Below are 26288 nucleotides of genomic sequence, written 5' to 3'. Positions count from 1 at the left end.
CGAAAGTCAAGAATCAAATACTAATCATCATAAATCGTATCGCTGAACGCGAGAAACTTCTTCCTGTCGCAACGCAGTACTGAACTGCACCCCACGCAGGAGTTGAAAACCATGTCCCTCGCCAAAGTGCTCTACACCGCCTCTGCCACCACCACCGGCGGCCGCACCGGCCAAACTGTTTCCTCGGACGGTGCCCTGGCCGTGCAACTGTCCACGCCCCGTGAACTGGGCGGTGCCGGCGGCAGCGGCACTAACCCCGAGCAGCTGTTTGCCGCTGGCTATTCGGCCTGCTTCTTGAGCGCACTGCAGTTTGTGTCCCTGCGCAATAAGAAGGTCTTGCCCGCTGACACCCGCATCACCGGCGAAGTCGGTATCGGCCCCATCCCCACGGGTTTTGCCATCCAGGTACAGCTGACCATCCGCGCCCCCGGGATGGAACGTGCCGTGATCGAAGACCTGGTGAAGCAGGCACACATCGTCTGCCCTTACTCCAACGCAACCCGCGGAAACATCGACGTCACCCTGGTGATCGCCGACTAAGCAGCGCCCCTGTTTATCCATTACTTCCTCACCCCGACCTCAAATCTTCAGGAGATCACAATGAACGCGTTTGTCCGTACTTCTGCCATCGCTCTGCTCGCCGCAGCCGCCCAACTCGTGGCCCAGGCTGCGCCCACCACCTCCCACACCGCACCCGCTCCGGTCGAAGCATCTGCCCGCACGGCTAGCACCATTACCACCGTCGATGGCGTGCAGCTTTACTACAAGGACTGGGGTCCTAAAAACGGCCCAGTTGTCACCTTCAGCCACGGCTGGCCCTTGAGTTCGGACAGTTGGGAGTCGCAAATGATCTTCCTGGCATCCAAAGGTTACCGCGTGGTGGCGCACGACCGCCGTGGCCATGGCCGCTCCAGTCAACCATGGGATGGCAATGACATGGACCACTATGCCGACGACCTGGCCGCCGTGATCAATGCACTGGATCTGAAGGACGTGACCTTGGTGGGCTTTTCCACAGGCGGCGGCGAAGTGGCACGCTACATCGGTCGCCACGGTACGGCCCGCGTCAAGAAGGCCGTACTGGTCAGTTCCGTGCCACCGCTGATGCTCAAGACGGCCGACAACCCTGGCGGTCTGCCCATCGAAGTGTTTGATGGCATCCGCAAGGCCGCGCTGGAGAACCGCTCGCAGCTGTATCTGGACATTGCCTCCGGCCCCTTCTTCGGCTTTAACCGACCAGGCGCCACACCCAATCAGGGCCTGATCCAGTCCTTCTGGGTGCAGGGCATGCAGGGGGGCCATAAGAACACCTACGACTCGATCTCGGCGTTCTCGGCCACGGACTTCCGCGCCGACCTCAAGAAATTCGATGTGCCTACCTTGGTGATCCATGGCGATGATGACCAAGTGGTGCCGATTGACGCCGCTGGCAAGGCAGCAGCTGCGCAGATCAAGGGCGCACAACTGATTGTCTACCCCGGTGCACCGCATGGTTTGACCGATACGCACAAGGACCGTCTGAATCAGGATCTTTTGCACTTCCTGGCTCAATAAAACTTGAGGCCAAGGCTTAAATTTTTAAGCCTTGGCCTTGCTTGTATTTATGTTGCTAGGTAAAAAATTTGATATGCGAATCGACCATGTTTGTAGATAGTGCGTGATGTCGACATGGGCAGCAAAAACAGCTGCTTGGCGGACGGCAGCAATGGGGCAGCACACGCCTGTAGCGGCTGTCTTCCGTTTGAATACGCGGTGAACCACGCAAGCGATTGAACGGTCTTCAATGTGAAGCTGCCCATCGAGGCTGACGGCGCTCAAAGGCTGGTGTTGCTGATTGCTGCCGCTCAGGCGCAGTGCCATGAATGACTCAGATCAGCCTCTTGCGGTCTTTGGACATCTAACGCCTGCCTAGACCGCAAGACTTCTCGCAAAACCCCAAAAAAAGAGCGCTCGTCTTGAGCGCTCTGTTTTGTATAGCAACACGTCCAATCTAGGCCAAGTCCACGTTCCCATGTATAGGTCTTCTTCACCCGTTGAATTCGAGTTTACGACTTTACAGTTACAAATGACCGCCCCGCAAACCCGCATGAATGCTAGAGGCCTGTTTACGACTTTATTTGCGAGTTTACGACTTTAATTACCCGGATTATCCGACGAACTTTATTTCTTGTAATCAAAAATCCCCTTACCCTGCGCGTCACTCCACCGTGACACTCTTCGCCAGATTTCTGGGCTTGTCCACATCCGTCCCCCGCGCACACGCGGTGTGGTACGCCAGCAGCTGCAGCGGCACCACGTGCAGCAGCGGGCTCAAGGGGCCGTAGTGCTCGGGCATGCGGATGACATGGATGCCGTCGCTGCTTTCAATGCGGGTGTCGGCGTCGGCCAGCACGTAGAGCACGCCGGCGCGCGCACGCACTTCCTGCATGTTGCTCTTGAGCTTTTCGAGCAAGGTGTCATTGGGCGCCACGGTGACCACGGGCATGGCACTGGTGACCAGGGCAAGGGGGCCATGCTTGAGTTCACCGGCCGGGTAGGCCTCGGCGTGGATGTAACTGATTTCCTTGAGCTTCAAGGCGCCTTCCAGCGCAATGGGGTAGTGCAGGCCCCGGCCCAAAAAGAGAGCGTTTTCCATCCGGGCAAAGTCTTCGGCCCAACTGATGATTTGTGGCTCCAGCGCCAGCACGGCCTGCAAGGCCACGGGCAGGTGGCGCATGGTTTTGAGGTGGGCGGCTTCTTGCTCGTCGCTCAAACGGCCTTTGGATTGGGCCAGCGCCAGCGTCAGTAAAAACAAGCCCGCCAGCTGGGTGGTGAAGGCCTTGGTGCTGGCCACACCGATCTCGACACCGGCGCGCGTGATGTACGCCAGCTTGCATTCGCGCACCATGGCGCTGGTGGCCACATTGCAGATGGTCAGCGTGTGCTGCATGCCCAGGCTCTGCGCGTGGCGCAACGCGGCCAGGGTGTCAGCGGTCTCGCCAGACTGGCTGATGGTGACAACCAGGGTGCGTGGGTTGGGCACGCTGGTGCGGTAGCGGTATTCGCTGGCCACTTCGACTTGCGTGGGGATGCCCGCGATGTCTTCGAGCCAGTATTTGGCGGTGCAGCCGCTGTAGTAGCTGGTGCCGCAGGCCAGGATCAACACGCTGTCGATTTCCTTGAACACACGCCAGGCGGCGGCGCCAGGTTCGCCATGCTGGCCCGCGCCGTCGAACAGCTCGGGCACGATGCCTGCCAGACCTTCGAGCGTGTCGGCGATGGCACGCGGTTGCTCGAAGATTTCCTTTTGCATGTAGTGGCGGTAGGGGCCCAGCTCGGCCGCGCCGCTGTGGGCCAGCACGGTGCGCACGGGGCGCTGTTCGGGCGTGAGTGCGGCACCGTCCTTGCGCACGATCCAGTAGCGGCCCAGCTGCAGGTCCACCAGGTCACCCTCTTCCAGATAAACGATCTGGTCAGTGACGCCCGCCAGGGCCATGGCATCGCTGGCCAGAAAGTGCTCTGCGCCCCCGTTTCCAACCCCCAGGATCAGCGGCGAACCAGCGCGTGCACCCACCACGCGGTGCGGTTCGTCCTTGTGCATCACGGCGATGGCGTAGGCGCCATGCAGTTCGGCAACGGTGGCCTGCACGGCGTCGAACAGGTCGCCGCTGTAGTGGCTGTCCACCAGGTGGGCGATGACTTCGGTGTCGGTCTGGCTCACAAACACATAGCCGCGTGCCTGCAGCGCCTTGCGCAGTTCTTCGTGGTTCTCAATGATGCCGTTGTGCACCAGGGCTACGCGGCCTGCGCTTTGGGCCTGCGCGTCTGCGCCAGTGCCGTGGCTGAAGTGCGGGTGGGCGTTGTGCACTGCGGGCGCGCCATGGGTGGCCCAGCGGGTGTGGGCAATGCCGGTGGCACCGTCGATGTGTTCGGTGGTCACCTGCTCCAGCAACTCAGCCACGCGGGCGGTGCTGCGGGCGCGCTGCAGGCCCGCCGGGCGCGCTGCATCGAGGCTGGAGGCATGTACCGCCACGCCGCAGGAGTCATAGCCCCGGTATTCAAGCCGCTGCAGGCCCTGGACGAGGATGGGAACGATGTTGCGCGTAGAGACCGCGCCGACGATGCCGCACATGGTGTTTGCCCTTGGGTTGGATTCGATGGGCGGATCGTACGCAGCGTCGAGAAAAATTATCGATTTATATTTCAATGAAATTGAACTTAAATTTCATCAAACGCAATGTATGAAATTTTTATTCAATTTATAGAAAATCATGGAATCCATATCACTCGACAGCACAGACTTGCAGCTGCTCAACCTGCTGCAAACCGACGCGGCGCAGAGCAACCAATCCCTGGCCGAACAGGTGCATGTCTCCCCGCCCACCTGTCTGCGCCGCGTCAAGCGCCTGCACGATGCCGGTCTGATCGAGCGCCAGGTGGCCATCCTGCAGCCCGACCGGCTGGCGGCCATTCAGGGCCACGGGCTGGCCTGCATCGTCGAGGTGTCGCTGGACCGCCAAGGCGCCGAACAGCTTGACGCGTTCGAAGCCCGCGCCGTGGCCGACGACGCCGTGCAGCAATGCTGGCGCGTATCGCCCGGGCCGGACTTTGTGCTGGTGGTGCACACACGGGACATGCCGGGATACCTGGCGCTGTCGCAGCGCCTGTTCACGGGCGATGCCAATGTGCGCAACGTGAAGGCCTTCTTTGCAACCCGCAGGGCGAAATTTGGCACAAAAGTGCCTCTAGCGCTTGATCAGAAATCGCAAACAGCTATTTAATTCATAGCAAATGGTTGACAGCCCCTTTGCATGCAGTTGTCCCAGTCCTCTTGCCTTCCCGCCGCATCGGCATAGAGTGGTTGGACACACAGGAGCCACGCCGCATGGAGTTCAAGGACTACTACCAGACGCTGGGGGTCAGCCCCACCGCCACGGCCGACGAGATCAAGAAGGCCTACCGCAAGCTGGCGCGCAAATACCACCCCGACGTGAGCAAGGAGCCCGACGCCGTGGCGCGCATGACGGCGGTGAACGAGGCCAACGCCGTGCTCTCCGACCCGGAAAAACGCGCCGCCTACGACTGCCTCGCGCAAGAACCGAGCACGCAGCCGGGGCAGGACTTCCGCCCGCCCCCGCACTGGGATGCGGGGTTCGAGTTTTCGGACGGCGCGGGCACCCATGGCGGCCCAGATGGCGCTCCGGGCGACTACAGCGACTTTTTTGAACAACTGTTTGGCCGCGCCGCCCGGGCGCGTGGCGCGGGGCGCAGCGAACACACCAGCGGAAGACAGCCCCCCACCCAGCGCGGCGCAGACCACCACGCCCGCATCGAGCTGGACCTGGCCGACGCCTACCAGGGCGCCGAACGCACCCTCACGCTGCAAAGCGCGCACCAGGCCGATGATGGATCGCTGGTGCGCGACGAGCGCCACCTGGCCGTGAAGATCCCGCAGGGCGTGCGCGAAGGACAGCTCATCCGCCTGGCTGGCCAGGGCAGCCCGGGCTGGGGTGGTGCACCGGCGGGCGATTTGTTTCTGGAGGTGCTGTTCAAGCCCGACCCGCGCTGGCGCGCGGAGGGCCGCGATGTCTACCTGCCGCTGGTGGTGGCCCCCTGGGAGGCCGCCCTGGGCGCCTCGGTCGAGGTGGGCACGCCGGGCGGCTCGGTCATCGAGGTGGCCGTGCCCGCAGGCTGGAAGGCGGGGCGCAAGCTGCGCCTGAAGGGCCGGGGCATTCCGGGCACACCACCGGGCGACCTCTATCTGGAACTGCACCTGGCCCTGCCACCGGCCACCACCGATGCCGAACGCGCTGCGTACGCCGCGCTGGCCCAGGCCTTTCCCCACTACAACCCGCGCGCTGCGCAAGGAGCCCAGCCATGAGCGCCCACTCCCCCACGCCCCCCGCAGAACTGCTCGACGATGGCAGCGCCGCCCTCACGCTGGACGCCCTGGCCCGCGCCTGCCGCATGGATGCCGACTGGGTGGCCGCGCGGCTGCAGGAGGGGTTGCTGCAGGCTGGCACCGAAGGCGAAGGCGACCGCTCGGCCTGGCGCTTCAGCGGGGCCACCGTAGTGCGCGCCCGGCGCATTGCCCACCTGGAACTCACCTTCGACGCCGATCCGCACCTGGCCGCGCTCACGGCCGACCTGATCGAGGAAGTCACCGCCCTGCGCCAGCAACTGCAGCACCTGAAAGGCCGTTGAACGCAGCAGAGCACGACGGAACACTGGGGGGCCACGCCGCAGCACCTGGTCATTTCATGCTGGCATCGCCCCACAGGGGCATGTAAGCTCCCCCCAGCCCCTTCGCGAGCCCGCCCCCCCAGAGCGCAGCACGAGCGGCATCACCCTATCCATCCATGCCCACACCCCGCCGCCAGATGCCCCGCCGCATCTACCCCCTGCGCATTCTGGGCATGGGGCTCGGTGGCATGGTGGTGGGCGTGGTGCTGTGGGAGCGCCACGCCAGCGTCACCGCCTGGCTGGCCATGGTGCTGCCTGCTTTTGTGTGGCCCCATGTGGCCTACCTGATCACACGGCACAGCGCCGACCCCTACCGCGCTGAAACCCGCAACCTGCTCATTGACTCCGCACTGGCCGCCAGCTTTGTGCCGTTGATGCACTTCAACCTGCTGCCCAGCGTGTTGCTGCTGACACTGACCATGGTGGACAAGATCACCACCGGCATCCGCGGGCTGTGGGCGCGTGCGCTGCCCGCCATGCTGGTCGGAGGGCTGGCGGGCGTGGCGCTGGCCGGCCTGCACTGGGCGCCGGAAACCTCCATGCGGGTCATGGTTGCCTGCCTGCCGGTGATGGCGCTGCACACGCTGTCGGTCAGCATGGTCAGCTACCAGCTCATCCGCCAGTCGGCAAGGCACAACCAGATGCTGGACGAACTGCGGCGCGTGGATGCGCTCACGGGCCTGTTCGGGCGCGGCCACTGGCAAGAGCAGGCCGAGGCGGCGCTGCGCCGCCACCACGCCAGCAACGAACCCGCCTGCATGCTGATGCTGGACATTGACCATTTCAAGGAAATCAACGACGCCCATGGCCACACCGTGGGTGACGAGGTGATCCGCGCGCTGGCCCATGTGGTGCGCGGCAACGTGCGCGCGGGCGACTGCGCGGGGCGCTACGGCGGCGATGAATTTGCCATCGTGCTGCCGGGCATGCTCGCCAAGGACGCGCTGGCCATTGCCCACCGCATCCGCGAGCAAACCGAAGGCGTGCGCCTGCGCAGCCTGCCCGGCGTGCGCATCACCAGCAGCATCGGCGTAGCCCCCGCCGACCACCGCCACAGCAACCTGCGCGCCTGGATCGACGCCGCCGACGCCGCGCTGTATGCCGCCAAAAACGGTGGGCGCAACCGCGTGGCGGGGTGCATGGAGCCAGCGCTGGCGCCTGCGGTGTAGCAGCCCAGAACCGGTTCCAGAACACCACATTCGCCGCCCCGTGCCAGCATGACCCCCGCGAACGATCCGCAGCCTGCTTCTTACCGCCGCCACGGTGGCATCTGCCCCGCGTCGGAGCGGCTGACCTACCGCCGCATCTACCCGTTGCGCATGCTGGGCATGGGCCTGGGTGCCGTGTTGCTGGGCAGTGTTCTGCACGACAACCAGTCTCCGGCGTGGATGTGGTGGTTGCTGGGGGTCACCGCGCTGGTCTGGCCCCAGCTGGCCTACCTGCTGGCCCGGCACAGCGCCGATCCCTACCGGGCCGAAGTGCGCAATCTGCTGATTGACTCGGCCATCGCTGGCATGTGGGTGCCGCTGCTGCACTTCAACCTGCTGCCCTGCGTGGTGATGGTCCTCATCACCACCTACGACAAGTTCAGCACCGGCATCAAACGCCTGTGGCTGCACTCCCTGCCCGGCATGGCGGGCATGTGCCTGCTGATGACCTTGCTGCTGCGGCCCGAGCCGCGCCTGGAAAGCTCGCTGCTGGTGGTGGTGTGCACCCTGCCCCTGCTCATCGTGCATGGGTTGGCGGTCAGCACGTCCAGCTACCGGCTGATCCGCACGGTGGCGCGGCAAAACCGCGAGCTGGAGAGCCTGCGCCGCACCGACGCCCAGACCGGCCTGGTGGCCCGCAGCCACTGGCAGGACCAGGCCAAGCTCAGCCTGGAGCGGTTTCACGCCAGCGGCAGCCCCGCCTGCCTGCTGATGATCGACATCGACCACTTCAAGTCCATCAACGACCTGCACGGACACACCGTGGGGGACGAAGTGATCCACGCCGTGGGCCAGGTGATCCTGGACTGCGTGCGCGCACACGACCACGCAGGCCGCTACGGCGGGGACGAATTTGCGGTGGTGCTCAGCGGCACCCGCGCAGCCGATGCGCTGGCCATCGCCGAGCGCATTCGCAGCCGCATCGCGGCCCTGCACCTGCGCGACCAGCCTGATTTGCACCTCACCAGCAGCATCGGCCTGGCAGAAGCCGCGCCCCACCAGGCGGGCCTGCGCGAGTGGATCAATGACGCCGACACCGCCCTGTACCGCGCCAAAAACGCCGGGCGCAACCAGGTGGCAGACCATGAAGCGCAGACATCCCACGCGGCACCACCTGCGCCGGTGGTGCAGACCCATTGAACACGGAAGGGGGTTTGCTGCACCTGCTGAGCCCGGGGCGCTGACAACGCTGCGGGACCCAGGAATCAGCATAAAAATTGCCGCCAGCGATTATCCATCAAGCGCAAAAAGCTATATTTTTAATAGCAAATTGTCAAATCCTTGCTCACCCCGGCCAGCACGCACGCACCGTGCAGCCACCGCCCGGCACCGCCGTGGCACTGATCTGCGCGCCATGGCGCTGCGCCACCGCGCGGCACAGCGCCAGCCCCGCGCCCACGCCGTCAAACTCTGTCTCGCGGTGCAGGCGCTGGAACACGCCGAACAAGCTGCCCGCGCGCGCGGGGTCAAAGCCCACGCCGTTGTCTTGCACCGTAAAAGCCACCTGGCCTGCGGGTGCCGCATCCGCCGACACCGTGATGCACGCGTGCGCCACGGGGCGGGTGAACTTGAGGGCATTGCCCAACACTTGCACCAGCAGCTCCTGCAGCAGCGTGGGGTCCGCCTGCAGAGTGGGCAAATCCGACGCAATGCGCCACTCCACCGCCCGCCCGGCCTCGGCAGCGGCCAGCGCGGCGCGCGCCTGGGCGATGGCACTGCCCAGCGGCACACGCTGCAGGCGCAGCGGCGCGCGGCTGGCGCGCACCAGGGCTTGCAGGCCGTCGATCATCAGCCCCATGCGCCGGGCAGACTGGTCCATCGTGGCCAGAAAACCCAGCGCCTCCTGCACCTCGGCACCATGCACCACTTCGGGCGGCAGGTCGCCCAGCACCTCGCGCACCAGCGTGCCGTACGACGTCACGTGCCGCAGCGGCGCGCGCAGGTCGTGCGACACGGCGCGCAAGAACGCCTCTTGCGCAGCGGCCATGTCGGCCACCTGCTGCTGGCTGCGGGCCAGTTCGGCGCGCAATCCCTGCAATTGCTGCAGCTCGTCCCCGGCGCTGGCGTCTGGTTCGTTCATGGCTTGGGCTGTTTGGCGGGCCTCGCCCAGTTGGCAATGCTCACCTGCTTGCCCCGTGCCACACTCAGCGCCCCCGGCGCCGTGCTCTTGGTGATGGTGCTGCCACCACCCACCGTGCCGCCTGCGCCAATCGTCACCGGCGCCACCAGCACACAGTTGCTGCCCACATGCACATCGGCCTCGATCACCGTGCGATGCTTGTTGGCGCCGTCGTAATTGGCGGTGATGCTGCCTGCGCCGTAGTTCACGCGCTCGCCCACCGTGGCGTCGCCCAGGTAGGCCAGGTGGTTGGCCTTGGCACCATCGGCCAGGGTGGAATTCTTCACTTCCACAAAGTTGCCGATGTGCACCTCGCGGCCCAGTTGGGCGCCGGGGCGCAGGCGGGCAAAGGGGCCGATCAGCGCGCCCTCGCCCACGGTGGCGCCCAGCTTTTCGCCGTCGATGTGGGTGTAGGGGTGGATCACCGCGCCTGCCGCGATGCGCGCATTGGCAATGCAGCAGTTCGCGCCAATGCTCACGCCCTCGCCCAGCTCCACGCGGCCGGTGAAGACGCAGTTCACGTCGATCTCCACGTCCTGCCCGCAGACCAGCTCGCCACGCACGCCGGTGCGGGTGTCGTCGCGCACATCGAACCGGGCCGGGTCGGCCAGGCGCACGCCCTGCTCCATCAGCGCCCGCGCCTGGCGCAGTTGGTGCGCACGCTCCAGCTCGGCCAGTTGCAGCGGGCTGTTGACGCCTGCTACCTGCAGAGCGTCGGTGATGCGGTGGGCCACCACGGGCACACCGTCGGCCACGGCCATGGCGACGATGTCGGTGAGGTAGTACTCGCCCTGCGCGTTGTTGTTGGTCAGCCGCGCCAGCCAGGGCGTGAGCAACCGCGCGGGCACGGCCATGATGCCGCTGTAGACCTCGGTGATGGCGCGCTGGGCGTCGCTGGCGTCCTTGTGTTCGACGATGCCTTGCACGGCATCCGATGTATTGCGCACGATGCGGCCGTAACCGGTGGGGTCGGGCAGGGTCACCGTCAGCAGGGCCAGCTTGCCACCTTCGCTGGCAGCCACCAGGGCGCGCAGGGTGTCGGCCTGGGTCAGGGGCACATCGCCCGAGAGCACCACCACCGTGCCGTCTTCGCGCAGGTGCGGCACGGCCTGCAACACGGCATGGCCCGTGCCCAGCTGGGGTTCCTGGCGCACGAATTTGAGGTCAAAAGAGGCGCTAGCGCTTGCTGCACCTGCGGTAGCTGCTTCTACTTCTGTAGCGCCATGGCCGGTGATGACGATGGCGCTGCGGGCCTGCAGGTGCGCAGCCTGGTCCAGCACGTGGTGCAACAAGGGGCGGCCAGCAAGGCGCTGCAGGACCTTGGGCAGGCGGCTTTTCATGCGCGTGCCTTTGCCGGCCGCCATGATGAGGATGTCGAGTGAGGTCATGAAAGAGGAGATGGGTGGGCGCTGCAAAAGCCCGGCACGCGGGCATGGCGTGGATTATCGGCTGCAGCCAGCTGGGCGCAAAAAGCTATTAAAACAATAGCTATTCGCGCTACCTATCAAGCGATAGAGGCCATTTCTCTCAGATTTCTGCCGCAGCAGACAGCGTTTTACAGCAACGGCATCAGCCGGGGCGGCGTGTCGTAGTACTCGGCGATGCGCGCGAGAGCCCGGGTGTTAAGCAGGCGCAAGCGGCCGTTCTTCAGCTCGTGCAGGCCCAGCAGCGACAGGCGCCGCAGCGTCTTGTTGGTGTGCACCAGCGACAGCCCCAGGGCGTCGGCAATGTGCTGCTGGTTGAGCGGGAACGCCACTGTGCCGTCCTCCACCAGCCCGATGCGGTCGAGCCGTCGGTACAGGTGCATGAGCAGCATGGCCACGCGCTCGGTGGCGTTGCGGCGGCCTGCGGTAAGCAGGTTGTCGTCCACATGGCCTTCTTCGTGGGCCGACAGCCAGGTGATGTCGTAGCCCAGGCGCGGGTGCTCGCGAAACAGCGCCCACAGGCTGTCGTTCTGGAACACACACAGCGAACAATCGGTCAGCGCCTCGATGCCATGGGTGGAGACATCGCCAAACTCCTGCTGCAGGCCTACCAGGTCGCCAGGCAGCAAAAAATTGAGGATCTGGCGGCGCCCGTCGCTCATGGTCTTGTAGCGAAAGGCCCAGCCCGAATACAGCGTGAACAGCTTGGCGTTGGTCTGGTTTTCGCGCACCAGCGCGCCGCCTGCTTCTACGGCCAGGCTGTCGGTGCGAAAGCCTTCAATGAAGTCCAGCACCTCGGGCTTCACGGCGGTGAAGGCGCCGGTCTTGCGCAATCTGCAATCGTGGCACGTTGGAGGGCAGACATGGGCGGGCAGGGTGGCGTTCATGGTGGCGCAATTCTCATCGATTCACATTTGGCGACAGCACCACAACGCGCCGGGTGGCGCAGCAGTTACATCTATGTCTTTTGACATTGTGCAACCGCCGTGTGCCCCCTACATTGGGCCTCACTTATGAACGTATCCCCCGCCCTTTACGAGGTCCTCTACGTGAGCACCCTCGCCCCCGAGCAACCGCTGAGCGTGGTGGCCGAGATTGCCGGGCGAGCGCGCCAGGTCAACGCGGAGCTGGACGTGACGGGATTGCTGATTTTTGACGGCCAGCGTTTTTGCCAGCAGCTCGAAGGTCCGCAGAAGGCGGTGCTCAAACTCATCGAACGCATCCGCAACGACCCCCGCCATGTCAACGTCGAGGTGCTGCACCACGGCCCGCTGGCGGGCCGGCGTTTTCAACACTTCAGTCTGGCATTCAGCACCGTGGAAGACGAGGATGCACTCGCCCGCATGGAGAAATTGGATGGGGATGCAGCCCTGGCCGCCTTCGAAGCCGTGCGGGGCGAACTCGTCCACTGAGACCGCCCCCCCCACAGCACGGGGCAGACACCAGACGTCAAGCGGCTACCGGCCAGCGCCGCAGGACCAGCGTGGCGTTCACGCCGCCAAAACCAAACCCGTTGAGCATGGCGTGGGAGAGCGCCATGGGCCGGGGCCGCAGCGCCACCAAGTCCAGCCCCTCGGCCAACGCATCGGGCGTGTGCAGGTTCAGCGTGCCCGGCACCACCTGGTCGCGCAGCGCCAGCGTCGTGAAGATGGCGGCCACCGCGCCCGCCGCCCCCAGCAGATGGCCCGTGGCCGACTTGGTGGAGCTGATGGCCACCTGTGACCCCGCGCCAAACACACGGCGAATGGCGGCCAGCTCGCCCCGGTCGCCCACCCCGGTGGACGTGGCGTGGGCGTTCAGATGCTGCACGTCCTGCGACGTGAGGCCTGCCTGCGCCAGCGCTGCCAGCATGCTGCGCGCTGCGCCGTCACCGTCTTCGGGGCCGGAGGTGATGTGGTACGCGTCGGCCGACGTGCCGTAGCCCACCAGCTCGGCCAGCGGCGTGGCTCCGCGCGCGAGGGCATGGTCCAGCGCCTCGATCACCAGCATGCCCGCGCCCTCGCCCATCACAAAGCCGTCGCGCTGCGCATCGAACGGGCGCGATGCCTGCTCAGGGGTGTCATTGAACGCCGTGCCGAGCGCCTTGGCCGCTGCAAAGCCGCCCAGACTCACGCGGTCAATGGCCGCCTCGCTACCGCCGCACAGGGCCACATCGGCCTCGCCGCTGCGGATCAGGCGCGCTGCGTCGCCAATCGCCTGCACGCTGGCGGCGCACGCGGTGACCGGCGCCCCCAGCGGCCCCTTGAGGCCATGGCGAATCGACACCTGCCCTGCGGCCAGATTGACGAGGAAGGAGGGCACCGTGAACGGCGACAGGCGCTGCGGGCCGCGCGTGTCGGTGGTGCGCACCGCCTCGGCAATCGCGCCAAAGCCGCCAATGCCCGAAGCGATCACCGTGGCCGTGCGCTCGCGCGCACGCTCATCGGCAGGCGGCCAGCCAGCCTGCGCCAGCGCCTGCTGCGCCGCGCCCAGCGCAAAGGGGATGAAGCGGTCCATCTTGCGCTGGTCCTTGGACGAGACGATGGCGTCCACATCCCAGCCGCCTTCGGGGTCTTGCGCCACATCCGGCACCTGCCCCGCCACCTTGGCGGCAATGCCGTCCGTGACCGCGTCCGGCAGGCGTGACAGGCCCGAGCGCCCGGCCAGCAGGCGCTGCCAGACCAGTTCCACGCCGCAGCCCAGCGGCGACACCAGGCCCATGCCCGTGACCACAACGCGCCGCATCAGGCCACCGCCTTGTCGCGGCACACACCACTCCACACCTGGGCACCACGGCCGCCAGGGATCATTTTTTTCATGCATTCACCTCGTCAGACAAATTAGGCGCAGCACCAAGAACCGGTTCTGGGACGCTGCATCGACGCGCGGAAAGGGCCCGCGCCTTTATGATTGCAGCCATCATCATAAAGGCACAACCGCTTTTTGCGTACGCTCGCAATCAATAAGAGGCTCCCATGAAGGTTTCCAAAGCACAGGCCGCAGAGAACCGGCAGGGCATCCTGGATGCAGCCTCCCGCCTGTACCGCGAGCGGGGGCTGACCGGAGTGGGCGTGGCCGACATCACGCGCAACGCCGGGCTCACCCACGGCGGGCTGTACCGGCATTTCGCCTCCAAGGACGCGCTGGTGCAGGAGGCGTGTGCGCGGGCGTTTGACTGGTCGATGACCCCGCTGGAAGGCGCCACACCCCACACCACCGTGGGCGAGCGCATCCAGCGCTACCTCTCGCCCCAGCACCGCGACGCGCCGGGCACCGGCTGCCCCGTCGCCGCGCTGGCGGTGGACGCCGCACGGGCGGGCGGTGGGCTGTCGGAAGTGTTTGCCGAGGGCATCGAGCGCAACATCCAGCGGTTTGCCCAGTTGTTGGTCGACAGCAGGGCCGAGGCAGGCAGCGCAACCGTGCGGTCACAAGACCGGGATTGCGCGATACAAGTGCTGGCCACCATGGTCGGCGGGCTGGTGCTGGCCCGAGCCACCGCTGCGGCGCAGCCCGCGTTGTCGGATGAACTGCTGACAACGCTGCAGACCCAGCTGATTGGGCTGTTGGGCGAAGAGCCGCGCTGACGGTCTGGTGCTTGCCCCGTTCGCTATTAAAAAAAGAGCTGCTACCGCTTGATGGACAAGCGGTAGCAGCTCTTTTGACTCTAACCCCACACCCAACCGAGGCGACCGAGCGCCTCAGATCAGGTCAGGCGCAGCAGGCATCGCCCCAGGCGGGAGCCCCGTTGCCAACGGACGCACGGCGCCACCAGGATGCGGGGCGGGCACTGGCGGCATCGCCATCCACCCAGCGGTACTGCAGACGGCGGCCGTTCAGCGGCTCGACCACCACAGACTGGCCCGCAGCCACGGGCAGCGACTGCCCTGCGCACAGGAACACGTCGCTGCTGTCGCCCAGGCCCTTGCCCAGCGTGACCCAGGCCTGGCCTTCGGCAATGCGCAAAGTCATTGCAACCTTGGGTGCCAGCGTGACAGCAGCGCCCGCTGCCACGTTGCCGGTGCTACCAGCGACCGCGCCCAGCGCGCGGGAAGATGCAAACAGATGAAGAGCGTGAGAGGTTGTCATGGTGTTCTCCGGGTAAACCCTAATAAGACCGTATGGTGCGCGGCTTGCAGAACAACGTCCAATGAAAAGCACGGCACCTATTGATGCTTTTCCTGCATATACGCTTCAAGCGGGCTTGCGCTGTAGCGGTGCTGCTATCCGATGCAGAGCAAACCGGGCCAGACCGGCGGCGAACCGGCCGCCTGCACCCGTCACATCGGCCAGCGCCGCACCCAGGGCGCGCCCGCTTTGGCCCAGTGCCTGCACCAGGTCGCGCAGCGGCTGCACCACGCCACATTCCCAGTCGCGGGCGGCCAGGCTGGCGGGCTGCGCCGTGGCGGGTGCCACCACGCTGTCCCAACGGAAAGCCACGGCCTCAGCGTTGCCCCGGGGGTTCCAGGCTTCCATCACCACATGCTGGCCCGGCGCAATGGTCAATTGCTCCCCAGCCCGCAGCACATGATCGGCCGCCGCACCCGGCAAATCCGCCAAAGACCCGCTCAGGGTGAGCCAGACCTGCCCCTGCGCAATCTGCAATACACCATGGGTGTGCGGCCGCAGCGACAAGGCCCGGCCTGTGGCCAGTTTCCAGCAACCGGCCGCACGACGGCCAGCCAGGGCGGCGTGGACGGATTGTTGCGATTCCAGAACGTTGCGGGGGGACATGACAGGCTCCTTGGCTTCAGTAAAACGTGTTGAGGAGCCTGAATGGTGCGCCTTCCACCGTACACAGTCCAATGAAAACGCGGTACGCTATTCATTCCGTCAACGCATGAATCGCCCTCCAGGACACCTGCCATGGCCTCTGCCGAATATTCCCCCGCCGTCCTTCGCACCCGCCCCGTGGCCACCGGGCACTGGCGCGCCTTTCTGGCCGTGGCCAAACACCTCAACTTCCGCGCCGCCGCCGACGAACTGGCGCTCACCCAGTCGGCCGTAAGCCGCCAGATCCAGGCGCTGGAGGAAGAAGTGGGCGTGCCCCTGTTTCTGCGCCACACCCGCGCGGTAGAGCTGACCAGCGCGGGCGCGCAGCTGCAGCGTGCCGTGGGCCCGGCGCTGGAGCGCATGGACGCCGCCGTGCGCCTGGTGCGTCAGACGGCCGGGCGACGCAGTGTGGCCATCACCACCTGGGCCAGCTTTGCATCGATGTGGCTGATCCCGCGCATGGAGGAGTTTCAGCGCGACAACCCCGGCATCGACATCCGCATTGATGCGAGCGACGTGCAGGTGGACCTGGAAACCTCGGACGTGGACCTGGCCCTGCGCTACGCCATGCCCGCCGGCGCCACGCAAGGCGGCATCCGCCTGTTTGGCGAGCAACTGGCCGTGGTGGCCAGCCCCTGGCTGCTCAAGAGCGGCAAACCGCTGCGCACGCCGGCCGACGTGGCGCAGTTCACCCTGATCGAGGCAGGCGACGCCCACCGCACGCACTACCTGGAGTACCTGAGCTGGCGCCGCTGGTTCGACACGCGCGACCTGACCAAGCTGCAACCCCAGCGTTGGCTGTACTTCAACTACGCCCACCAGATCGTGCAGGCCGCGCTGGCCGGCCAGGGCCTGGCACTGGCGCGCATGCCGCTGATTGCCGATGCGCTGGCCGCTGGCGACCTGGTGGAGGTGCTGCCCGGCCACCGCATCGACTCGCCGCTGGCCTATTGGCTCATGGTGGGGCCACGCAGCGCGCAGCGGCCGGAGATCAAGGCCTTCTGCGCCTGGCTGCAGGTGCAGGCCGAGGCCACCCGCCAGGCAATTGGCGATGTGCCCGATCCGGATTTGAACGACAACCTGGACGGGGCCTGATGAAGAAAGCGCTGGGCCTTGCGGCTTCAGCGCTTTTATTTTGATAGCTGCCAGCGCTTATTCGACAAGCGCTGCCGGCCAATCTGAGTTAAAAATCAGGACAAAGTCACTCTTGCGAACTTGCGCTTGCCCACCTGCACCACGTAGGTGCCCGCAGCCAGCTTCAAGCCCTTGTCGCTGACCACGCTGCCATCCACACGCACGCCGCCGCCGTCGATCAGGCGGTTGGCCTCGCTGCCCGAGGGCGCCAGGTTGGCCTGCTTGAGCAGCGCTCCAATGCCCAGCGGTGCGCCGGACAGGCTCAGTTCGGGGATGTCATCCGGCACACCGCCCTTGCTGCGGTTGATGAAGTCCTGTTCGGCCGCATCGGCCGCCGCCGCGCTGTGGAAGCGCGTGGTGATCTCCTTGGCCAGCATCACCTTGGCATCCTTGGGGTTGCGCCCGCCCTCCACCTCGGCCTTGAGCGCGGCGATCTCGGCCAGGCTCTTGAACGACAGCAGCGTGTACCAGTCCCACATCAGGGTGTCGCTGATGGACAGCACCTTGGCGAACATGGTGTTCGCCTCTTCGGTGATGCCGATGTAGTTGTTCTTGGACTTGGACATCTTGTCCACGCCATCGAGCCCCACCAGCAGCGGCATGGTGAGCACACACTGCGGCTCCTGGCCATATTCCTGCTGCAGATGGCGGCCCATGAGCAGGTTGAACTTCTGGTCGGTGCCGCCCAGCTCCAGGTCGCTCTTCAAGGCTACGGAGTCATAGCCCTGCATCAGCGGGTACAGGAACTCGTGCACCGCAATGGACTGGCCGGTGGTGAAGCGCTTGTGGAAGTCGTCGCGCTCCATCATGCGCGCCACGGTGTAGCGCGAGGCGAGCTGGATCATGCCGCTCGCGCCCAGGGGTTCGCTCCACTCGCTGTTGTAGCGAATCTCGGTCTTGGCCGGGTCCAGCACCATGCTGGCCTGCTTGTAATAGGTCTCGGCGTTCACCTTGATCTGCTCGGGCGTGAGCGGCGGGCGCGTGCTGTTGCGGCCCGAGGGGTCGCCGATCAGGCTGGTGAAGTCCCCGATCAGGAAAATCACCTGGTGGCCCAGATCTTGCAATTGCCGCATCTTGTTCAGCACCACCGTGTGGCCGATGTGGATGTCGGGAGCCGTGGGATCGAGCCCGAGTTTGATGCGCAGCGGCTGGCCTGTGGCCTCCGAGCGCGCCAGCTTCTTGACCCATTCGTCCTGCGGCAGCAGCTCTTGCACGCCACGCAGGGAGATTTCGAGGGCCTGTCTTACACCATCAGAGACCGGGGTTGTTGTAACAGCAGATTGATTCATAAGGGTTTTTTGGGATGTCTAGACAGCATGCACCGCTATACTTCAGCCCACATTGCTTGAGGCGGATTCTAGTGGGACCGCTGTTTCGACCTGTTTTTGACCATTCTGTCGAACGGCTGCAGCCTGACAGTCTGTGCTCCATGCCTTGCCCCGCGCCAGCGCCGGGGAAGTGTCACGGATTCACTCTCACCCTGGGGATAGACCATTGATTCACGGCTTGACCACCGCCAGCTCGGCTTTGCTTGACCGGCTGTCCCGCACGATCCAACAACATCCCAAACGCATCACCGCCGCCGTCGCAGCCATCCTGCTGACGGGTGGTGGGGGCGCATTCGCTGTGGCGTCCTTTGCGCCGGACCCGGCCGAGTTGCCGGTGCGCATGGTGAGCTACCCCGTTGAATCGCTGGCAGAAAACCTCGTGCTGGGCGAGCTGGAAGCCCCGGGCTTTTCGCTGTTCCGCTCCGAACAGGTGCGCTCCAGCGACACCCCCGAGTCGCTGCTGCAGCGCATGGGCGTGGCCGACCCGGCCGCCGCTGCATTCATGCGTGGTGACACTCCTGTGCGACAAAATGTGCTGGGCCGCACCGGCCGCATCGTGTCGGCAGAAACCACGGACGACCACCGCCTGATTCGCCTGACGGTGCGCTGGGTGCCGGACGACAGTGGCAACTTCCGCCGCCTGATCGTCGAGCGCACGGGCGACAACAAGTTTGCGACGCGCATCGAAACCGCCAAGATGACGACCAACAGTCGGCTGGCGGGCGGCATCATCCACAGTTCGCTGTTTGCCGCCACCGATGCGTCCAACATCCCCGACGCCGTGGCCGTGCAGATGGCCGAGCTGTTCTCGGGCAACATCGACTTTCGCCGCTCCCTGCGCAAGGGCGACCGCTTCTCGGTGGTGTACGAAACGCTGGAAGCCGATGGCGAGCCCCTGTCCAGTGGCCGCGTTCTGAGCGCCGAGTTCGTGAATAACGGCAAGACCCATGAGGCCGTCTGGTTCCAGGAACCCGGTGCCGCCAAGGGCGCCTACTACACGCTGGACGGCGAAAGCATGCGCCGCGCGTACCTCACCTCGCCGGTGGAGTTCTCGCGCGTGACCAGTGGCTTCAAGATGCGCCTGCACCCCATCCTGAAGACCTGGCGCGCCCACCTGGGCACCGACTTCGCCGCGCCCACCGGCACCGCAGTGCGCACCGTGGGCGATGGCGTGGTGGAGTTTGCAGGCGTGCAGAACGGTTTTGGCAATGTGGTCTTCGTCAAGCACCGCAACCAGCACGTCACCGTGTATGCCCACCTGAGCCGCATCGACGTGCGCCAGGGACAGTCGGTCGAACAAGGCCAGACCCTGGGCGCCGTGGGTGCCACAGGCTGGGCCACCGGCCCGCACCTGCACTTTGAGTTCCGCGTCAACGGCGTACACCAGGATCCGCAGACCATCGTGGCCCAGAGCGAGGCCGCAGCGCCAGTCTCAGCGGCTTCGCGCCCTGCGTTTGACCGCCTGGCTGCCAACATGCGCATCCAGCTGTCGGCCGCTGCACAGATCGAACAAGCCAGCGCAGAGTGAAGTGAAGCCCCCCCTGAGTCGCTTCGCGCCTTCCCCCCACGGGAGGATGCCGCCAGCGCACGCAAGCGAAGCGCCGCATACGCGGCGCGGCGGCCCATGCGCGGCAGCCATTGGCCTCGGCCGCGCCGCTTGCCCGGGCCTTGGGGCCCCTGAACCTGAGGCTCTTTCGTCCACGCCTTCACAGTCCACACGGCTCCTGTGAGTGCATCCGAGCTGTACATCGGCCTGATGTCGGGCACCTCGCTCGATGGCATCGACGGAGTGCTGGCCGATTTTTCCGGCTCGCACTGCGTGGTCACCCACCATGCCAGCGCGCCCTTCGCGCCCGAACTGCGAGCCGAACTGATGGCCCTCAACACTTCGGGCACTGACGAATTGCACCGCGCCGCGCTAGCAGGCAACGCCCTGTCGCGGGCCTACGCGCAGATTGTGCAAACGCTGCTCAAGCGCAGCGGGCAGCCAGCATCCTCCATCCGCGCCATCGGCGCCCACGGGCAGACGGTGCGCCACCGCCCCCAGGAATTTGATGGCACGGGCTACACCCTGCAGCTGGGCAACCCAGCCCTGCTGGCGGAGCGCACCGGCATCACCGTGGTGGCCGATTTCCGCAGCCGTGACGTGGCGGCAGGTGGACAGGGTGCACCCCTGGTGCCAGCGTTTCACCAGGGGGTTTTTGGCCGCGCGGGTGAAACCGTGCTGGTGCTCAACATCGGCGGCATCTCCAACCTCAGCGTGCTGGGCGCCGACGGCAGTGTGCTGGGCTTTGACTGCGGCCCCGGCAACGCGCTGATGGACTTCTGGTGCCAACGGCACACCGGCCAGGCTTTCGACGCAGGAGGCGCGTGGGCTGCCAGCGGAAAGGTGCTGCCGGAGTTGCTGGCATCGTTGCTGGACGAACCCTTTTTGCACAAGCCACCCCCCAAGAGCACGGGGCGCGATCTGTTCAACCCCGCATGGCTCGCCCACCACCTAGCGCCGTTCGCACAGGCAAACCCTGCCGACGTACAAGCGACCCTGACCGAATACACCGCCCGCACATGTGCAATAAGCGCAAACAGCTACAAAAGAAATAGCCAAACGATGGCAGTTTGCGGCGGCGGCGCACTCAATGCCCATTTGATGGCACGGCTGCAGGCAGCCTGCCCTGGCGTGCAGGTCACCGCCACCGATACCCTGGGCCTGCCCGCATTGCAGGTGGAGGCTGCGGCCTTTGCCTGGCTGGCACGGCAGGCGCTGCACGGACGGCCCGGCAACCTGGCCAGTGTGACCGGCGCTGCGGGAGCCCGTGTGCTGGGCGCTGTTTACCCAGCCTGAAAAAACAAAAACCGCCCATGCGGGCGGCTACGTGGTAAGAGGTCAGGTACAGAGCGGTGTGTACCACCTGACCCCTACCCTCTCCGTGTCAGGCAGAGAAGCTGGAGCCACAGCCGCAGGTGGTAGTGGCATTGGGGTTCTTGATAACGAACTGAGCCCCTTGCAGGTCTTCCTTGTAGTCGATCTCGGCGCCGACGAGGTATTGGTAGCTCATGGCATCGATCAACAGCGACACACCGTTCTTCGTCATGGTGGTGTCGTCTTCATTGGTGATTTCATCAAAGGTGAAGCCGTACTGAAAACCCGAGCAACCGCCACCTTGCACAAAAACGCGCAGTTTCAGGTCAGGGTTGCCCTCTTCGGCAATCAGGTCCGCCACCTTGGCCGCCGCGCTGTCCGTAAACAGGATGGGGGCAGGCATTTCGGTCTGGATGTTTTCGGCAACAGCGCTCATGGGGTACTCCGGGTTCAAAGTTTGCGGTGAATAGTACTGCAGTCTTCTCGGGAATTCAGTTCACTGCCCGTTTGACGCTAACTTCAGTGGGGGCTTTTCCTCCACCAGCACAGCCACCGGGCACATCTGCCCGGCAATCACGGCGCCCTGGTGCATCTCCAGCGCCTTGTAGTGCACATTGCCGGTGATCTTCGCCTTGGGCTGCAGCTCCAGCAGTTCGGCAGCGTGCACAGGCCCCACCACCTGGCCATTGACGATCACATGGTCGGCATGCACCGCCCCCTCCACGCGCGCCGTCTCGGAAATCACCAGGATGCTGGGCTGCTCCGAACCCGCACGGATGTCCCCCACCACCTCGCCATCAATGCGCATGCCTTCGGCAAAGTGCACATCTCCCTCGATCCGGGTGCCCTGGGCGATCAGGCTTTTGATCGGCGGCTGCTTCTTGCGGGAAAACATGGGTGAAAACTCCTCAATGCGCATGCTCCAACCCGGAGCATACAAACGGAAAACGACGGGGCAGAAAGCCCACGGAAAACGGCTACGGCGCGAAGCCCCGCACACATCACCCCTGCCTGCCTGCCACAACGACCGGCGCAGGGCTGCATGGGGCCTTGCAGCAGGCTGGATGAGGCTCCCCGGAGGGGCCTTCCCAACCCTGCCGCCGGACTAGTCGATGGTCATCGCCTGCACGGCGCGAACCGCAGAGCCCTCCAGCACGCGCGCGGTCACGGTTTTTACCACGGCGCTGGGGGGCAGATCGAGCACACCCTCAATGCGCCGGTACTGCTTGACCTGCAGCGGCTGTCCCTGGGCTGGCTGGGTCTGGGTCCAGGGCTTGCCATCCTGGGTGCCCGTCAGAACCAGTTCCAGCCGGCCATTGAATTCGGGGGCATTGCGCGTCGCCTGGATCACCAGGACCTGCCAGCGCAGCTGCATTCCCCCCAGCACCTCGGCCTGCAAGCTGCGGATTGCGAGCCCTTCGGTCTTTGCCGCAGGAATCAGCTTTTCAAAAAACCCCAGGTCTTCGCGCAGCGTGCGGTTGTCGGCCTCCAGCTGGCGGACCTGCGCCATCAAACTCTCCTTGGCAGACCGCTCGGCGACCAGCAAGCTCTCGGCCGTGTGGGCCACTGTCTGTTGCTCCTGCCCCTCGGCGCGCAGGCGGTCCACCTCGGCCCGCAGCTGAAGCAATTCGTCCCGGGAGACGGTATCCAGACCTGCAATGGACTTTCCAAACTCGAAGGCCCAAAGGGCTACTGCCGCACAGAAACCAAAAACCACGGCCAGGGCCAGCCAGCGAAGGGGCCAGGGCAAGGCACTGCGGATGGCCACCCTCGGGGCGCTGATCGTCAGTCGGCGGCGCAGAAGGCGAAGGCGCATGGTGAGAAGGGGTGAAACATCAGGATGGCTCGGAGAAAAGAGCGCACCTTAAACGAAAAAACCGCCCGAAGGCGGTTTTTTGTTCTGTAAAGCAGTCCGAGGAAAGCTTCGCAGGGAGAAGGATGCCAGCCCAAAAGCCGCCATCCCTCCAGAGCCCAACCAGCTTAACGCTTGGAGAACTGCTTGGCGCGGCGTGCGGAATGCAGACCGACCTTCTTACGCTCGACTTCACGGGCATCACGCGTCACGAAGCCAGCTTGGCTCAGGACGGGCTTGAGGGATGCGTCGTAGTCGATCAAAGCACGGGTGATACCGTGGCGGGCAGCGCCAGCCTGGCCGGATTCACCACCACCGTGCACGTTGATCTGGATGTCGAAGGTTTCGACATGGTTGGTCAACGCCAGGGGTTGCTTGGCAATCATGATCGAGGTTTCGCGGCCGAAGTAGGACTGGATGTCCTTGCCGTTCACCGTGATCTTGCCGGAGCCTTTTTTCAGAAACACGCGGGCGACGCTGGACTTGCGACGGCCGGTGCCATTGTTCCATTCACCAATCATCTCAAGGCTCCTTAGATTTCCAGCACTTTGGGCTGCTGGGCGGTGTGGGGATGCTCAGCACCACCGTACACCTTGAGTTTCTTGATCATCGCGTAGCCAAGGGGGCCCTTGGGCAGCATGCCCTTGACAGCCTTTTCCAGCGCGCGGCCGGGGTGCTTGGCTTGCATGTCGCGGAAGTTCGTGGCCGTGATACCGCCGGGGTAACCCGAGTGGCGGTAGTACACCTTGTCCAGGGACTTGGTGCCGGTGACCTTGAGCTGGGCGGCGTTGATGATGACGATGAAGTCACCGGTATCGACGTGAGGCGTGTAAATGGCCTTGTGTTTGCCGCGCAAACGGAGAGCAACTTCGCTGGCTACTCGTCCGAGGACCTTGTCGGTCGCGTCAATCACAAACCACTCGTGCACAACCTCAGCGGGCTTTGCGCTGAAAGTAGTAGTCATGAGTTTTCTCTTCAAAAGAGGGTTTGGTGGGTCCTTTTCCACGGTCGGTGCTTCTCTGAAGGAAGCCTCTTAGGTGGCGTAAAGTCTTCGCCGCGGGACCACAAAAGCGCTGCGAAGCCCGCGATTATACGAATTTGCAGGCCTGTGGCGCAAGCCCGTAGCCGGAAAGCAGCCCACGGCCCCCTCACCCACGGCTAATTGGGGGTCTGCCGGCGGCGCTGCTCGTCGGCTTCGTAGCGGCGGCGGTTCTCCACGCAGATGGGCTGGTTGGCCTGGGATGGCTTCTGGCATTCCTGGTGGATGCACATGGGGCGTGCGAGGAAATTGGCATCTGCACAGGCCTCTTGCGGGCTGGGCACACGCGGTGGTGGCGGGCGAGGCTTGGGCTCGGTCACCACGGGGGGCGGTGGCGGGGGCGGCTCCTCATGCACCACGATCGGGGTCGGAGCCGGCTCAGGGGCGGCCCGTCGCGCACGAGTGGGGGCGCGCGGAGCAGAAGCAGGGACAAGTGCTGGCGCAGGCATGGATGCAGCAGCCACCGTATCGCTCGCAGCGCCGTCCACAGCAGCAGAGGCCGCTGCGGCCGGGTCCTGCAGCGCCGTCTCCATCACTGCAGGCGGCGGCGCTGCGGGCGGCTCTGCCATCTCGGTGATGATGTCGTCCTGCGGCGCCTTGCTGCTCTGGGCCCAGCGCAGGCCGGCGGCAGAAACCACCACGGCCACCACAGCCACCCCGAGCCACACCAGAACCGGCGAGCGCCGCGTGGTTTTCACCGCCTTGCCGTGGGGGCGGGCGATCTCCCGCTCCAATGGCTGTGGCCGATGGTCGGACGCATGGCGGGTGGTGTTCCCCGGCTGGTGGCCGCCCGCAGGATCGTCGTAGCGGGAGTCATCGACCACCACCGTGTCTCCTGCGTCGATGAAGACCGTATCACCCGCATCGGCAGCCACAGTGTCCGGGCCGCCCAGCATCACGGTGTCTCCGCCAACATTCGCTTCGCCCGCGGGAGTGGCACGCCCTCCGGCATCGTGGGCCACTCCGTTCCCGGTGGCGCGTTGCGCCTGGGCGTGCATCTCTGCCACGATGCTGGGTGCTGAGGTCACATCCACCGTAGGCGTTACCAAGCCCGGGCCCGGCTGATCGGCAGGCTCCACCCAGATATCCCCCAGGTCGTTCCGGAAGTCGAAGTGCTCGCTCCCCTCCGGCGCGGACGTCATCTCCATGAGCTGCAGGAACGCGTCGATGCTCTGCGGCCGGTCCTCCGGCTTGAGCGCCAGCGACTGCGCGATCGCCGCCACGAAAGGCGCGGAATACTCCACGCCAAACTGGCGCTTGACGGTTCTGGCCACGCGGGAGAACGACACCATGCGATCGCGGATGGAGCGCAACGTGGCAGGCAGCGGCGTGTCGTTGCACAAGCAGCCATGCACCACCGCAGCCAGGGAATACAGGTCGCTCCACGGGCCCTGGCGCAAATCCTCGTCGCCATCGGAATATTGCTCTATGGGCGCGTAGTTGACCTTGAGGACGGCGGTGTGTTTGCGGTCCTGGTCGTTGATCGCGTGCCGGGCAGCGCCCAGGTCGAGCAGCACCGGGGGGCCGATGTCCTGCAGAAAAATGTTGTCGGGCGAAATATCCCGATGCAGGGTCTTACCGTCATGGAGCACCCGCAGGGCACCCAGCACTGACCACAGCACCTTGCGCAGCCAGATCTCGGGCGGCGGGGTGCGCATCTGGGCACGGGCCTGCTTGAAGGTCATACCGCTGTAGAGGGGCATGACCATGTAGGCGGTGTTGTTCGCCTCCCAGAAGCGGAACACCTTGACCAGCGAAGGGTGGTCAAACTGCGCCAGCAGGCGCGCCTCACCCACAAAAGAGGCCAACCCGGCCTGGAAGGTCTGTTGGTCCGACGAGGATCTCACCCAGAGCGACTGGCCCTGCGCACGCCCCGCCAGCGCCGAAGGCATGTATTCCTTGATCGCCACGGCCCGGTGCAGGGAGTGGTCAAAGGCTTTGTAGACCATGCCAAACCCGCCAACCCCCAGGAGCGCAAGGATCTCGAACTCAGCGAGGCGGGTGCCTGGCGGCAGCGCATCCACATGGCTGACACCGCTGGCTGGGGCTTGGCTGGAACTTGCGATCATGGTGGAAAGGGTGTGGCGTGCGGGCTTGTTTCGACAGATATTGTGGGTGAACGGGTGCCAACACCGCTCCAAACGCAATCATGAAGCATGCCAGCACGCGCTACAGAAACAAAAGGCTTCCCGTCTGCCAAAAAAGTTACACACCCTGGTCAGAGATACGCCGATTGTGCCGCGCCATGGTTCATTGCCGCCCCCAGCCCATGACAAATTCGCATGGAACCATGAACCGGCGTCTGGTGCCCGCCACCCAGTGCAGCCACCCCTCGACCCGGCCCAGTGAGGCG

General features: G+C 65.1%; 27 protein-coding genes. 12 read left to right on the top strand and 15 right to left on the bottom strand.

The window, feature by feature from the left end:
* Positions 1 to 111: 111 nt before the first annotated feature.
* Both LPA35_RS06915 and LPA35_RS06910 read left to right on the top strand, forming a co-directional pair.
* Positions 112 to 540 (top strand): organic hydroperoxide resistance protein, encoded by a 429-nt coding sequence (locus tag LPA35_RS06915; protein ID WP_228896117.1) that lies wholly within the window; start codon positions 112 to 114, stop codon positions 538 to 540.
* Between the two features lie 60 nt (positions 541 to 600).
* Positions 601 to 1554, top strand: a complete 954-nt coding sequence (locus LPA35_RS06910; RefSeq protein WP_228896116.1) for an alpha/beta fold hydrolase — start codon at positions 601 to 603, stop codon at positions 1552 to 1554.
* Between the two features lie 24 nt (positions 1555 to 1578).
* Here LPA35_RS06910 and LPA35_RS06905 read toward each other — a convergent pair whose 3' ends face one another.
* Positions 1579 to 1860: a hypothetical protein gene (locus tag LPA35_RS06905; RefSeq protein ID WP_228896115.1), complete on the bottom strand. Its 282-nt coding sequence runs from the start codon at positions 1858 to 1860 to the stop codon at positions 1579 to 1581.
* A gap of 337 nt (positions 1861 to 2197) precedes the next feature.
* Positions 2198 to 4111, bottom strand: a complete 1914-nt coding sequence (glmS, locus tag LPA35_RS06900; RefSeq protein ID WP_228896114.1) for a glutamine--fructose-6-phosphate transaminase (isomerizing) — start codon at positions 4109 to 4111, stop codon at positions 2198 to 2200.
* A 139-nt stretch (positions 4112 to 4250) separates the two neighbouring features.
* On the opposite strand from glmS, the gene LPA35_RS06895 reads away from it, so the two are divergent.
* The 5 genes from LPA35_RS06895 to LPA35_RS06875 all read left to right on the top strand — a co-directional run bounded on the left by LPA35_RS06895 (position 4251) and on the right by LPA35_RS06875 (position 8570).
* Positions 4251 to 4760 (top strand): Lrp/AsnC family transcriptional regulator, encoded by a 510-nt coding sequence (locus LPA35_RS06895; protein WP_228896112.1) that lies wholly within the window; start codon positions 4251 to 4253, stop codon positions 4758 to 4760.
* A gap of 104 nt (positions 4761 to 4864) precedes the next feature.
* Entirely contained in the window at positions 4865 to 5860 is a 996-nt protein-coding gene (locus LPA35_RS06890; protein ID WP_228896110.1) for a DnaJ C-terminal domain-containing protein, read from the top strand.
* The gene (locus LPA35_RS06885) at positions 5857 to 6183 is read left to right on the top strand and encodes a MerR family transcriptional regulator (RefSeq protein WP_228896108.1); all 327 of its coding nucleotides are present in this window, start codon (positions 5857 to 5859) and stop codon (positions 6181 to 6183) included. Before LPA35_RS06890 ends, LPA35_RS06885 begins: the two co-directional genes overlap by 4 nt.
* A 155-nt stretch (positions 6184 to 6338) precedes the next feature.
* Positions 6339 to 7391, top strand: a complete 1053-nt coding sequence (locus LPA35_RS06880; protein ID WP_121421213.1) for a diguanylate cyclase — start codon at positions 6339 to 6341, stop codon at positions 7389 to 7391.
* Positions 7392 to 7439: 48 nt separating this feature from the next.
* Positions 7440 to 8570 (top strand): diguanylate cyclase, encoded by a 1131-nt coding sequence (locus LPA35_RS06875; protein ID WP_228896106.1) that lies wholly within the window; start codon positions 7440 to 7442, stop codon positions 8568 to 8570.
* A gap of 145 nt (positions 8571 to 8715) precedes the next feature.
* Here the strand turns inward: LPA35_RS06875 and LPA35_RS06870 are convergent, their stop codons facing one another.
* From LPA35_RS06870 to LPA35_RS06860, 3 genes are all read right to left on the bottom strand, one after another.
* Positions 8716 to 9510, bottom strand: coding sequence for an ATP-binding protein (locus LPA35_RS06870; RefSeq protein ID WP_228896104.1), 795 nt, complete (start codon positions 9508 to 9510; stop codon positions 8716 to 8718).
* On the bottom strand, positions 9507 to 10937 hold the full coding sequence (gene glmU, locus LPA35_RS06865) for a bifunctional UDP-N-acetylglucosamine diphosphorylase/glucosamine-1-phosphate N-acetyltransferase GlmU (protein ID WP_228896102.1): 1431 nt from the start codon (positions 10935 to 10937) through the stop codon (positions 9507 to 9509). Before glmU ends, LPA35_RS06870 begins: the two co-directional genes overlap by 4 nt.
* Before the next feature lie 167 nt (positions 10938 to 11104).
* Positions 11105 to 11860, bottom strand: a complete 756-nt coding sequence (locus LPA35_RS06860; protein ID WP_121421217.1) for a Crp/Fnr family transcriptional regulator — start codon at positions 11858 to 11860, stop codon at positions 11105 to 11107.
* Between the two features lie 126 nt (positions 11861 to 11986).
* On the opposite strand from LPA35_RS06860, the gene LPA35_RS06855 reads away from it, so the two are divergent.
* A complete protein-coding gene (locus LPA35_RS06855; protein ID WP_055394662.1) occupies positions 11987 to 12385 on the top strand; it encodes a BLUF domain-containing protein in 399 nt (132 codons plus the stop codon).
* 37 nt (positions 12386 to 12422) lie between these two features.
* Here LPA35_RS06855 and fabF read toward each other — a convergent pair whose 3' ends face one another.
* Complete coding sequence (gene fabF, locus LPA35_RS06850; protein ID WP_228896804.1) at positions 12423 to 13697, bottom strand: beta-ketoacyl-ACP synthase II; 1275 nt, start codon at positions 13695 to 13697, stop codon at positions 12423 to 12425.
* 230 nt (positions 13698 to 13927) lie between these two features.
* On the opposite strand from fabF, the gene LPA35_RS06845 reads away from it, so the two are divergent.
* Positions 13928 to 14536, top strand: a complete 609-nt coding sequence (locus tag LPA35_RS06845) for a TetR/AcrR family transcriptional regulator (protein WP_121508510.1) — start codon at positions 13928 to 13930, stop codon at positions 14534 to 14536.
* Positions 14537 to 14660: 124 nt separating this feature from the next.
* On the opposite strand, the gene LPA35_RS06840 is transcribed toward LPA35_RS06845, so the two are convergent.
* Both LPA35_RS06840 and LPA35_RS06835 read right to left on the bottom strand, forming a co-directional pair.
* A complete protein-coding gene (locus LPA35_RS06840) occupies positions 14661 to 15038 on the bottom strand; it encodes a DUF2917 domain-containing protein (RefSeq protein ID WP_121421219.1) in 378 nt (125 codons plus the stop codon).
* 105 nt (positions 15039 to 15143) lie between these two features.
* Positions 15144 to 15683, bottom strand: coding sequence for a DUF2917 domain-containing protein (locus LPA35_RS06835; RefSeq protein ID WP_228896100.1), 540 nt, complete (start codon positions 15681 to 15683; stop codon positions 15144 to 15146).
* A gap of 132 nt (positions 15684 to 15815) precedes the next feature.
* Between LPA35_RS06835 and LPA35_RS06830 the strand changes: the two genes are divergently transcribed.
* Positions 15816 to 16817, top strand: coding sequence for a LysR substrate-binding domain-containing protein (locus tag LPA35_RS06830; RefSeq protein ID WP_121421221.1), 1002 nt, complete (start codon positions 15816 to 15818; stop codon positions 16815 to 16817).
* A 95-nt stretch (positions 16818 to 16912) separates the two neighbouring features.
* On the opposite strand, the gene tyrS is transcribed toward LPA35_RS06830, so the two are convergent.
* Positions 16913 to 18145 carry a tyrosine--tRNA ligase gene (gene tyrS, locus LPA35_RS06825; RefSeq protein ID WP_228896098.1) on the bottom strand — a complete coding sequence of 411 codons (1233 nt, stop codon included), beginning with the start codon at positions 18143 to 18145 and terminating at the stop codon, positions 16913 to 16915.
* A 205-nt stretch (positions 18146 to 18350) separates the two neighbouring features.
* Between tyrS and LPA35_RS06820 the strand changes: the two genes are divergently transcribed.
* Entirely contained in the window at positions 18351 to 19712 is a 1362-nt protein-coding gene (locus tag LPA35_RS06820; protein WP_228896096.1) for a M23 family metallopeptidase, read from the top strand.
* 198 nt (positions 19713 to 19910) lie between these two features.
* The gene (locus LPA35_RS06815) at positions 19911 to 21026 is read left to right on the top strand and encodes an anhydro-N-acetylmuramic acid kinase (RefSeq protein WP_255669575.1); all 1116 of its coding nucleotides are present in this window, start codon (positions 19911 to 19913) and stop codon (positions 21024 to 21026) included.
* An 88-nt stretch (positions 21027 to 21114) separates the two neighbouring features.
* Here the strand turns inward: LPA35_RS06815 and erpA are convergent, their stop codons facing one another.
* From erpA to LPA35_RS06785, 6 genes are all read right to left on the bottom strand, one after another.
* Positions 21115 to 21480: an iron-sulfur cluster insertion protein ErpA gene (erpA, locus tag LPA35_RS06810; protein ID WP_008907234.1), complete on the bottom strand. Its 366-nt coding sequence runs from the start codon at positions 21478 to 21480 to the stop codon at positions 21115 to 21117.
* A gap of 60 nt (positions 21481 to 21540) precedes the next feature.
* Entirely contained in the window at positions 21541 to 21939 is a 399-nt protein-coding gene (locus tag LPA35_RS06805) for a polymer-forming cytoskeletal protein (protein ID WP_055394679.1), read from the bottom strand.
* A gap of 210 nt (positions 21940 to 22149) precedes the next feature.
* On the bottom strand, positions 22150 to 22860 hold the full coding sequence (locus LPA35_RS06800) for a DUF6776 family protein (RefSeq protein WP_228896095.1): 711 nt from the start codon (positions 22858 to 22860) through the stop codon (positions 22150 to 22152).
* A gap of 164 nt (positions 22861 to 23024) precedes the next feature.
* Entirely contained in the window at positions 23025 to 23417 is a 393-nt protein-coding gene (gene rpsI / locus LPA35_RS06795) for a 30S ribosomal protein S9 (RefSeq protein ID WP_005798582.1), read from the bottom strand.
* Positions 23418 to 23428: 11 nt separating this feature from the next.
* Positions 23429 to 23860, bottom strand: a complete 432-nt coding sequence (gene rplM, locus LPA35_RS06790) for a 50S ribosomal protein L13 (protein ID WP_008907237.1) — start codon at positions 23858 to 23860, stop codon at positions 23429 to 23431.
* Between the two features lie 194 nt (positions 23861 to 24054).
* Positions 24055 to 26004, bottom strand: a complete 1950-nt coding sequence (locus LPA35_RS06785) for a serine/threonine-protein kinase (RefSeq protein ID WP_228896093.1) — start codon at positions 26002 to 26004, stop codon at positions 24055 to 24057.
* Between the last annotated feature and the right edge of the window lie 284 nt (positions 26005 to 26288).

The organism is Acidovorax sp. Leaf73 (assembly GCF_916855635.1).
Lineage (GTDB): Bacteria > Pseudomonadota > Gammaproteobacteria > Burkholderiales > Burkholderiaceae_C > Acidovorax > Acidovorax facilis.
This window is presented reverse-complemented; position numbering and strand designations above follow the sequence as displayed.

Coding starts and splice junctions, on each gene's coding strand:
- LPA35_RS06915 (WP_228896117.1), top strand. CDS start 112: ATGTCCCTCGCCAAAGTGCTCTACACCGCCTCTGCCACCACCACCGGC.
- LPA35_RS06910 (WP_228896116.1), top strand. CDS start 601: ATGAACGCGTTTGTCCGTACTTCTGCCATCGCTCTGCTCGCCGCAGCC.
- LPA35_RS06905 (WP_228896115.1), bottom strand. CDS start 1,860: ATGGCACTGCGCCTGAGCGGCAGCAATCAGCAACACCAGCCTTTGAGC.
- glmS (WP_228896114.1), bottom strand. CDS start 4,111: ATGTGCGGCATCGTCGGCGCGGTCTCTACGCGCAACATCGTTCCCATC.
- LPA35_RS06895 (WP_228896112.1), top strand. CDS start 4,251: ATGGAATCCATATCACTCGACAGCACAGACTTGCAGCTGCTCAACCTG.
- LPA35_RS06890 (WP_228896110.1), top strand. CDS start 4,865: ATGGAGTTCAAGGACTACTACCAGACGCTGGGGGTCAGCCCCACCGCC.
- LPA35_RS06885 (WP_228896108.1), top strand. CDS start 5,857: ATGAGCGCCCACTCCCCCACGCCCCCCGCAGAACTGCTCGACGATGGC.
- LPA35_RS06880 (WP_121421213.1), top strand. CDS start 6,339: ATGCCCACACCCCGCCGCCAGATGCCCCGCCGCATCTACCCCCTGCGC.
- LPA35_RS06875 (WP_228896106.1), top strand. CDS start 7,440: ATGACCCCCGCGAACGATCCGCAGCCTGCTTCTTACCGCCGCCACGGT.
- LPA35_RS06870 (WP_228896104.1), bottom strand. CDS start 9,510: ATGAACGAACCAGACGCCAGCGCCGGGGACGAGCTGCAGCAATTGCAG.
- glmU (WP_228896102.1), bottom strand. CDS start 10,937: ATGACCTCACTCGACATCCTCATCATGGCGGCCGGCAAAGGCACGCGC.
- LPA35_RS06860 (WP_121421217.1), bottom strand. CDS start 11,860: ATGAACGCCACCCTGCCCGCCCATGTCTGCCCTCCAACGTGCCACGAT.
- LPA35_RS06855 (WP_055394662.1), top strand. CDS start 11,987: ATGAACGTATCCCCCGCCCTTTACGAGGTCCTCTACGTGAGCACCCTC.
- fabF (WP_228896804.1), bottom strand. CDS start 13,697: ATGCGGCGCGTTGTGGTCACGGGCATGGGCCTGGTGTCGCCGCTGGGC.
- LPA35_RS06845 (WP_121508510.1), top strand. CDS start 13,928: ATGAAGGTTTCCAAAGCACAGGCCGCAGAGAACCGGCAGGGCATCCTG.
- LPA35_RS06840 (WP_121421219.1), bottom strand. CDS start 15,038: ATGACAACCTCTCACGCTCTTCATCTGTTTGCATCTTCCCGCGCGCTG.
- LPA35_RS06835 (WP_228896100.1), bottom strand. CDS start 15,683: ATGTCCCCCCGCAACGTTCTGGAATCGCAACAATCCGTCCACGCCGCC.
- LPA35_RS06830 (WP_121421221.1), top strand. CDS start 15,816: ATGGCCTCTGCCGAATATTCCCCCGCCGTCCTTCGCACCCGCCCCGTG.
- tyrS (WP_228896098.1), bottom strand. CDS start 18,145: ATGAATCAATCTGCTGTTACAACAACCCCGGTCTCTGATGGTGTAAGA.
- erpA (WP_008907234.1), bottom strand. CDS start 21,480: ATGAGCGCTGTTGCCGAAAACATCCAGACCGAAATGCCTGCCCCCATC.
- LPA35_RS06805 (WP_055394679.1), bottom strand. CDS start 21,939: ATGTTTTCCCGCAAGAAGCAGCCGCCGATCAAAAGCCTGATCGCCCAG.
- LPA35_RS06800 (WP_228896095.1), bottom strand. CDS start 22,860: ATGCGCCTTCGCCTTCTGCGCCGCCGACTGACGATCAGCGCCCCGAGG.
- rpsI (WP_005798582.1), bottom strand. CDS start 23,417: ATGATTGGTGAATGGAACAATGGCACCGGCCGTCGCAAGTCCAGCGTC.
- rplM (WP_008907237.1), bottom strand. CDS start 23,860: ATGACTACTACTTTCAGCGCAAAGCCCGCTGAGGTTGTGCACGAGTGG.
- LPA35_RS06785 (WP_228896093.1), bottom strand. CDS start 26,004: ATGATCGCAAGTTCCAGCCAAGCCCCAGCCAGCGGTGTCAGCCATGTG.